Source organism: Bradyrhizobium sp. Ai1a-2 (assembly GCF_000426245.1).
Classification (GTDB): domain Bacteria; phylum Pseudomonadota; class Alphaproteobacteria; order Rhizobiales; family Xanthobacteraceae; genus Bradyrhizobium.
This window is the reverse complement of sequence record NZ_AUEZ01000147.1, coordinates 1-7934: the sequence shown is the minus strand read 5'-3', so window position 1 is coordinate 7934 and position 7934 is coordinate 1. Positions and strand designations below refer to the sequence as shown.

The following is a 7934-nucleotide window of genomic DNA, read 5'->3' as shown; positions in this document are numbered from 1 at the left end:
GGCTCGGTCACTACGAAGGACGCGGTTGGCGTGGCTTCCATCATCACGCAACCCTGTGCATCGCAGCTTACGGCTTTCTGATCGCCGAACGGGCGACGATTCCCCCCTCACGACCTCGTTCCGCCGCGCCGGTCCAGGTACCTCCCTTACCCGACAATTATCGACCCAGAGGCTCCGCCCGCGCGGCCTGAGCGCCACATCCCAAACTCGATCGCAACCATGCGCATGCGCCTGATCCAGGCGCTCATCAAAACCTTACCGCGATGTCCTTGTTGCGGCGGCGTCGCTGCTTCAAAGGGACGAAGAAAACCCATGACGCAGTAAGATTAGCGTAGCGTAACCCACCATCTTTTCTCGTGGATGAGCGGCGGATTACGCTTCCGCCTTCGCTCATGGAGCTACGGCGGACAAGTCGCTAATCCGCCCCACGAAATTCCACGATCATGTTGTTCGCGGGCATCTCGAAGGTCTCGCCCAGTGACAGGCCGAAGCGCGCTGCCAGCTTCTCGAGATCGGTGATGTCCCGCACGCCCCAGTCGGGATCCTGGTTGCGCAAGGACGTGTCGAACACGGCGTTGCTGAGCGCGGTGTGCTTGCCGTGGCGCTTGAAGGGGCCATAGAGGAACAGCCGGCCATCGTCGCGCAGGCGACGCGCGGCGCCTTCGAACAGGCCCTCGGCGACGCGCCATGGCGCGATGTGGATCACGTTGGCGCAAAACACCGCGAGCAGCTTTGGCAGCTCGCCGCCCTCGGGCGCAGCACCAGGCCAAGCCGGATCGGAGAGATCGATCCTCAGCGGCGGACGGATGTTCGGAAGCCCGGAATGCGCGCGCCAGGCCGCGATGCTCTTCAGATGGGCGTCGTTGAGGTCGCTCGGCCACCAAATGATGTCAGGGGTCCGCTCCGCGAAATACACGACATGCTGGCCGGTGCCGCTGCCGGCCTCCAGCACGTCGCCGGATTTGCCTGCGAGAAATTTTTCCAGCACTGCCCAGATCGCCTGATGGTTGCGATGAAAGGCGGCTGCATCGAGCCGGCCGTCGGCCTCGACCCGCCCGCCGTCCTTGCCGAATTCAACCACAAACTCTGGCACGATGCTCTCCGGTTCCTGTCGCACAAAGCGCAACACCGTAGCGATCCTGCTATTCCGTTCGCGCCATCGCAATGCGCGATTTGCGCACGCCTTCGTCAAAACGGCTACGTCCGTAGCCCGAAGCGTAATCCAGGCGGCAGTCATTGCTCCGCTCGTCATTCCAGGATGCCGAGGGTGCTCGCCTGGAATCCATTGCGCCACATACCTGGACGGAGTCCGTAGCCCGGATGAAGCGAAGCGCAATCCGGGGCACAGTGGAGCAAGTGACATGAATCCCGGATTGCGCTTCGCTTCATCCGGGCTACAACCCCGTCATTGCGACCAGGATGAAATCCTGGCCTCGGCTGCTCGATCGCCTCCAGCGAGCCGGCGCATCAGATCTCCGCCCAAGGCACGATCACCGTCTCGCGCTGATGCTCGGCGCGGAAGGCGCTGACGCGGAACACATCGGCCATGACCGATTCCGACAGCGCGTCCGCCGGCGCACCCTGCGATGCGAGGCGGCCCTGCGCCAGCACCAGCGCATGGTCGGCAAAACGTGCGGCAAGGCCGAGATCGTGCGTCACCACGATCACCAGCACGCCCTGATCGGCAGCAGTGCGCAGTCCCTTCATGACGTCGATCTGGTGGCGCGGATCGAGCGAGGCGGTCGGTTCGTCCGCCAGGATGATCGGCGCCTCCACCGCGAACACGCGCGCGAGCGCGACGCGGCTGCGCTCGCCGCCGGAAAGCTCGGTGACGCGCCGCTCGGCGAACTCCATGACGTCGGCTGCCTGCATCGCCCGCACCACCGCCTCGATATCGCGCGGGGACAGCCGCGCCGGATCGGTTGCGCCATGCGGATAGCGGCCGAGCGCGACGATGTCGCGCGCCGGCAGCGGCCAATGCACCATGTGCCCTTGCGGAAGATAGCCGAAGCGCTTGGCCCGCTCGCGCAGCGGCAGCAAGGCGAGCGCCTCGCCATTGACCTTGATGACACCATCGGAGGGAATGAGGCCGGCGAGCGCGCGCAGCAGCGTGGTCTTGCCGGCGCCGTTCGGACCGACCAGGGCGACGAGATGGCCTGAGGCGAGTTGCAGCGACACGTCGCTGAGCACGCGGCGGCCCGCGAGCGCGACGTTGAGATGTTCTGCTGATAGCGCCGTCATGCGACGCCTCCGCCGAGCGCGCGGCGTTCGCGCATGATGAGATAGAGGAAGAACGGCACGCCGATGATCGAGGTCAGGACGCCGACCTTGATGTCCGAGGTCGACGGGATGATGCGGACCGCGATATCGGCCGCGAGCAACAGCGCCGAGCCCGCGAGCGCGCTCGGCACCAGCAGCCGAGCCGGGTCGTGGCCGATGACGGGCCGCATCAGATGCGGCGCGACCAGGCCGATGAAGCCGATGGTCCCGGTGACCGCCACCGCGCCGCCGACGCCGAGCGCAACGCCTGCGATCACGAACAGCCGCAGGCGGCCGACGTCGACGCCGAGACTTTGTGCGGTCTCTTCGCCAAGCGTGAGCGCGCGGAAGGCGCTGGCTTGCGAAAGCAGGATGGCCGCACCGGCAACGATGAAGGGCAGCGCCATCGCGACATGCTGGAAGCTGCGATCCTCCAGCGAGCCAAGCAGCCAGAACGCGATCTCCAGCACCAGGAACGGATTGCCGGCGAGGTTCATCACCAGCGCGGTCGCAGCGCCCGCCAGGCTCGAGATCGCAAGCCCGGCGAGGATCAGGATCAACAGCCCCGCATTGCGGCCTGCGATCGCGAGCAACACGAAGACCGAGCCGAAGGCGGCGATGATGGCGGCGACCGGCAGCGCGTAGGAGCGGACATCGGCCAGCCCCAGCGCGATCACCAGCACCGCGCCGAACGCCGCCGATTGCGGCGCGCCGAACAGCGAGGGCGAGGCTAAGGGATTGCGCAAAAGGCCTTGCAGCGCTGCGCCTGACAGGCCGAGGATGGCGCCGATGGCGAACGCCAGGATGGTGCGCGGCAGGCGGATCTCGCGCACGATCACCTGCGATACATCGCTGCCGCCACCGAACAGCGCCTCGATCACCGTCAGCGGCGACAGCCGCACCGGACCGGTGCCGAGCGAGATCAGCATCAGCAAGGCAACCAAGGCGACCATCGCAACGGTCGCCCCCAACCGTCGTCGCGCGGCGAGACCGGCCGCCATCGTGAAATCCTGTGCACTCATCGCGCCCTGCTTCTTGCAGCGAATTCGGTGGCAGACAAGCGACACCAGAACAAAAATGCGAATTGGCGATGGGACGCCGCAGTTTCGCCGGGATTGACTCAGGCGTCGCTGAAATCCTAGATGGCTGCGACGGTTCCTTTCGGGATCAAAAGGGAATGCGGTACGGGGAAACTTCCCTCAAGCCGCGGCTGCCCCCGCAACTGTATGCGGTGAATCCTTCGTCATATGCCACTGGGAATCTCGGTCCTGGGAAGGCGACGAAGGGTAACGACCCGCGAGCCAGGAGACCTGCCGTCGTACGTGGTCACACGCGACGATGTCGGTCGGGGAGTACAGACATTAGCTTCACCTGAAGCGCAAGACGCGATGGTGAGCCTTGGTTCGCTGTGACGTGCCACTGACGTCATACCGAGGTCTCGCCAATGTTTTCCGTTATTGTACCCACCAAGCGACGCGGGGCGCTCCTGCTCGCGTCGAGCATGCTGGCGCCCGTCTTGTGCGCTTCCACCGCTCGGGCGCAGCAGGCGCCTTCCGAGCCATTGCCGCCGGTCGAGGTCAGCGCTCCGGTCGACCAGAACCGCACCCGCGCCAGGCCTGCATCCGACGGCACGCCCGGCCTGCGGCGTCCCGCGCCGGGTCAGGCGCCTGCCAACGCACAGCCGGCCGGCGATGCGAGCCCCGGCGCCGCCGCTGGTGCTGGAACGTCATCCGGTGGCAGCGGCGGCAGCCCGCAGTTCGCCGGCATCGTCGGGGCGTCGTCGACGGTGATCACCGCCAACGACATCGCGCATTCGCCTTCACACGTTTTGGCGGACATCATCGCGCAGGCGCCGGGCGTACAGCTTCAATCGCTCTATGGCGGCGTGAATGGCGCCAAGACCGCAGTCGATCTGCGCGGCTTCGGCGCGTTCGCCACCGCCAACACGCTGTTCCTGCTCAACGGACGGCGGCTCAACGATATCGACATGGCGCAGGTCGATCTCTCGACCATCCCGCTCGATTCGATCGAGCGCATCGAGATCACCCGCGGCAACAGCGGCGCCGTGCTCTACGGCGACAATGCGATCGGCGGTGTGATCAACATCGTCACCAAGACCGGCGTCGGCGGCCCGCCGGTCTCGGTCCGCGGCGAGGCGGGCTACGGCTCCTTCAACCAGCGCATGGCCGCGATCTCGACCGCGGTGAATTCCGGGCCATGGTCGGCGTCGTTCTACGGCAACGGCATCAAGTTCGACGGCTACCGCGTGAACAATGCGCTCGACCAGCGCAACGGCGTCGGCAATCTCAACTACACGACGCCGGACCTCAAAGCATTCCTGACGGTGACCGGCGACGACCAGAAGCTGGGCTTTCCCGGCGGCAGGCTGGTTGATCCTTCGATCGGGGTCAATCAGCTCGTCACCGATCGCAGGGGCACCAGCACGCCGTTCGACTACGGCAACCAGCAGGGCGCGAGCGCGACGGCTGGCTTCACCAAGACACTCCTGAACGGCGTCGACCTGATCGTCGATGGCGGCTACCGCCAGAGAGATACGCAAAGCGGATTCTTCGGCACCTCGCCGCTGCCGAGCTTCGCGTCAACCTTCAATGACGCCGCGCTGCAGACCTGGTCGATCACGCCGCGGCTCAGCATCAACAATTCGATTTTCGGGATCCCCTCGTCGATCCTGACCGGCATCGACTACTACGACGCGACCTTCCGCCAGCAGCGCGGCGCGTTCCGGGGCGTGCCGCCGATCCATACCTACGACCTGTCGCAGCAATCGCTCGCCGGCTATTGGATGCACACCGTCGGCCTGCTGCCCACCACCGATTTCTCCTACGGCGCGCGGGTGCAGAACACCTGGCTCAGCGCGCGCGACCGCTACGATCCGAACGCGCCGTTCGCCTTCGACGCGCAGGCGACGCCGCTCGACCAGAGCGAGACCAACTACGCGCTGCATGTCGGCGTCGAGCATCGCTTCACCGAAATATTCTCGGTGTTCGCCCGCGCCGCCCACGCGTTCCGCACGCCAGACGTCGACGAGCGCGTCTCGACCGGTCCCGCGTTCGATGCGGACTTCAACCCGCTGCCGCAGAATTTCCAGTTGAAGACCCAGACCTCGCATGACGCCGAGGCCGGCGTCCGCATCAGGACCAACCGCTTCCAGGTGCAGACCAGCATCTACACCATGGACCTCGAGAACGAGATCCATTTCAATCCGGTGCTGTTCTACAACGTCAACCTCGATCCAACCCGGCGCTATGGCTCCGAGACGCAGGCCTCGCTGCGCGTCAGCGATACCGTCACGCTCCGCGGCGGGATGGCTTACACGCGCGCGGTGTTTCGCGAAGGGCAGTTTGCCGGCAACGATGTGCCGCTGGTGTCGCGCACGACGGGCAATCTCGGCGCGACCTGGAATATCTGGGACAACTATCTCGTCCTCGATGCCACGCTGCGCGCCTGGAGCTCGCGCGTCATGGACAACGACCAGGCCAATACCCAGACCGGCATTCCGGGCGATGCGACCATCGACCTCAAGCTCAGCGGGGCCTATGAGCATTTCTTCTGGTCGGTCAGCGTCAACAACCTGCTCAATGCGCTCTATTACGACTACGCCATCGCCTCGAACTTCACGCCAGGCCGCTTCAACGCCTACCCGCTGCCAGGACGCACTTTCCTGGTGAAGGCCGGCGCGACGTTCTGAGGCCACGCGCGGGCCGGCTTGTTCCGCGCGAATCAGCCATTATGTCGTGATGGCGGGAGATCGATATGGGCTGGATCGGGAAGAGAAACCAACCTCCGAAAGAGGAAGGCGGCAAGCCAAAGCCGCCGCCTTCACCTGCGCGCCACGACGAGGACGACGACTACGAGGACGGCGACATCGCCACGCCGAAGCGCGACCGCTACGGCCCGGACGACGAGCCGTTGTGAGACGCCTCCCGTCATTGCGGGCGCAAGCGAAGCAATCCATCGCGCCGCTTGTGGAGACGTGGATTGCTTCGCGGGGCTCGCAATGACGGGGTGAGAGCGTTACCCAGAATTGTACGGTGGGCAAAGCGAAGCGTGCCCACCTTGCCTTGCACCGCCGTGAAATGGTGGGCACGCTGCGCTTTGCCCACCCTCATATGGGGATTTATGAGTCAAGGCCTTTCGATTGGCTTGAGTGAGGTTGGCACGGTGCGAGGGCGGCGCGCGGAGCCATGCGTAGCGCAGCGCGCCGACCGTGTTGCGGGCGAGGATTGGCTTCCGAAGATTTCTGCAGCTCACTGCATCACCTCATATCCGGTCGGACTGGTGTGGTCCGGACCCACATTCCGCATGCTTGCGGCGAGGAAGCCCTGAGGATGAGACCCATCTACAAAACGGCTGTTTGTTCGGCCCATGGGTGGCACGGTCATCATCCATCCCGCGCGGACTGCGGCGACGCGCAGCGGTGCGGTGGTTCGGTTCTATGCCTTCATCGTCGCTCCCGCAGGCACAAGTCCGGTGGTGAGGTAGCGCCATAGCGCCACGATCAGCTTGCGCGCCAGTGCCACGATGGCGATGCGCCTGGCCCGCTTGCCGGCGTTTTCGGTGCGGGTGTGGAACCAGCGGCTGAGCCCGCTGTCCGCCTGATGCCGCAGCCACAGCCAGGCCAGTTCGATCGCCTTGAGGCGGGCGCGCGGATTGCCTGCCTTGCTGATGCCCTGCTCGCGATCGATGCCGCCGCTCTGCCAGGGACTGGGCGTCAATCCGCAATAAGCGGCGACCTCGCGCCGGTTGCGGAAGTCCTTGTAGAATACCTCGTTGGTCAGCGTCGCAGTGAAGGCCGGGCCGAGGGCTTTAAGCCGCTGCAGCAGATCTTGCCGCTCGGCCGTCTGCGCAGGAACGGCGAGGGCCTGAGCCTGTGCCTCTTCCAGCGCCGCAAGCTGGTCACGCATCAGCATCAGCCGCGCGTGCTCGCGCGTCACTTCGGCCAGCAGCTGCGGCGGCAGCGGCTGCCCCTGCCAGTCGCGCTGCCGTGCGAGCCAGCTCAGCCAGTCCCGCCGCCGCGGATTGCCGGCCGCCATCCCCCTCAGCCGCAGCAGCGCCTTGATCCGGTTGGTGTGGGCCGTCTGTTCCTTGACCAGCCGATCGCGTTCGCGGCTGGCGCGCCTGGCGTCTTCCTGCGTCACACTCGGCACCCGCACGATCCGCACCACCCGCGGCTCACCGCGCAAATAGGCCATCAACGTCCGCAGCAGAAGCTCCCCGTCGATCCGGTCCGTCTTGGTCCGCCGCGATCGCTGCTCCACCGCGATGCTCGCCGGGTCGAACACGAAGTTCAAAATCCCGGCGGCCTCCAGCAGCCGGTGCAGCCAGAAGCCATCGTAGCCGGCCTCGTAGCAGCTCACCACACGCGGCACCGATCCGAGCTTCTCCGCCGCCCGGCTGCGGACCTTCTCAATCAACTCCAGCAGCCCCACATGAGCGCCGCCCTCGAGCTTGTGGCGCGACATCCGATCCCGATCCGGGCTGTGCAGCGTCACCAGCCACGTCTTCTGACTGAGTTCGATCGCAACGAAAATTGTGCCATTATGGCCGGTGGTGGGCGTGTCTACGGTCGATGCTTGCATCTGACTCTCCGAGGGTTCGAGTGTGGAAACCCAAACCTATCGGAAAGGCCACGCTCACCGCCCCATGGAATCTAC

The 7934-nt window shown here is 65.6% G+C and carries 6 protein-coding genes, 1 pseudogene and 1 riboswitch; of the genes and pseudogenes, 3 read left to right on the top strand and 4 right to left on the bottom strand.

Annotated features, from left to right (window positions below):
- A pseudogene (locus K288_RS51620) lies at positions 1 to 191 on the top strand (IS701 family transposase); the annotation flags it as partial.
- A gap of 224 nt (positions 192 to 415) precedes the next feature.
- Here the strand turns inward: K288_RS51620 and K288_RS0141475 are convergent.
- The 3 genes from K288_RS0141475 to K288_RS0141465 form a co-directional block, all read right to left on the bottom strand.
- Entirely contained in the window at positions 416 to 1093 is a 678-nt protein-coding gene (locus K288_RS0141475) for a DUF938 domain-containing protein (protein WP_027584654.1), read from the bottom strand.
- Between the two features lie 374 nt (positions 1094 to 1467).
- Positions 1468 to 2241 carry an ABC transporter ATP-binding protein gene (locus K288_RS0141470; RefSeq protein ID WP_027584653.1) on the bottom strand — a complete coding sequence of 258 codons (774 nt, stop codon included), beginning with the start codon at positions 2239 to 2241 and terminating at the stop codon, positions 1468 to 1470.
- Positions 2238 to 3281 carry an iron ABC transporter permease gene (locus K288_RS0141465; RefSeq protein ID WP_201449812.1) on the bottom strand — a complete coding sequence of 348 codons (1044 nt, stop codon included), beginning with the start codon at positions 3279 to 3281 and terminating at the stop codon, positions 2238 to 2240. Before K288_RS0141465 ends, K288_RS0141470 begins: the two co-directional genes overlap by 4 nt.
- A 113-nt stretch (positions 3282 to 3394) precedes the next feature.
- Positions 3395 to 3592: riboswitch (cobalamin riboswitch) on the top strand.
- 111 nt (positions 3593 to 3703) lie between these two features.
- Between K288_RS0141465 and K288_RS0141460 the strand changes: the two genes are divergently transcribed.
- A complete protein-coding gene (locus K288_RS0141460) occupies positions 3704 to 5968 on the top strand; it encodes a TonB-dependent receptor (protein ID WP_027584651.1) in 2265 nt (754 codons plus the stop codon).
- A 65-nt stretch (positions 5969 to 6033) separates the two neighbouring features.
- Positions 6034 to 6195 (top strand): hypothetical protein, encoded by a 162-nt coding sequence (locus K288_RS54435; RefSeq protein WP_201449811.1) that lies wholly within the window; start codon positions 6034 to 6036, stop codon positions 6193 to 6195.
- 518 nt (positions 6196 to 6713) lie between these two features.
- Here the strand turns inward: K288_RS54435 and K288_RS0141450 are convergent.
- Positions 6714 to 7859: an IS110 family transposase gene (locus tag K288_RS0141450; protein WP_027584650.1), complete on the bottom strand. Its 1146-nt coding sequence runs from the start codon at positions 7857 to 7859 to the stop codon at positions 6714 to 6716.
- Positions 7860 to 7934: the final 75 nt, after the last annotated feature.

Bases quoted from the DNA above. Each gene is read 5' to 3' on its own strand.
- K288_RS0141450 (WP_027584650.1), bottom strand. From the start codon at position 7,859: ATGCAAGCATCGACCGTAGACACGCCCACCACCGGCCATAATGGCACA.
- K288_RS0141470 (WP_027584653.1), bottom strand. From the start codon at position 2,241: ATGACGGCGCTATCAGCAGAACATCTCAACGTCGCGCTCGCGGGCCGC.
- K288_RS54435 (WP_201449811.1), top strand. From the start codon at position 6,034: ATGGGCTGGATCGGGAAGAGAAACCAACCTCCGAAAGAGGAAGGCGGC.
- K288_RS0141465 (WP_201449812.1), bottom strand. From the start codon at position 3,281: ATGAGTGCACAGGATTTCACGATGGCGGCCGGTCTCGCCGCGCGACGA.
- K288_RS0141460 (WP_027584651.1), top strand. From the start codon at position 3,704: ATGTTTTCCGTTATTGTACCCACCAAGCGACGCGGGGCGCTCCTGCTC.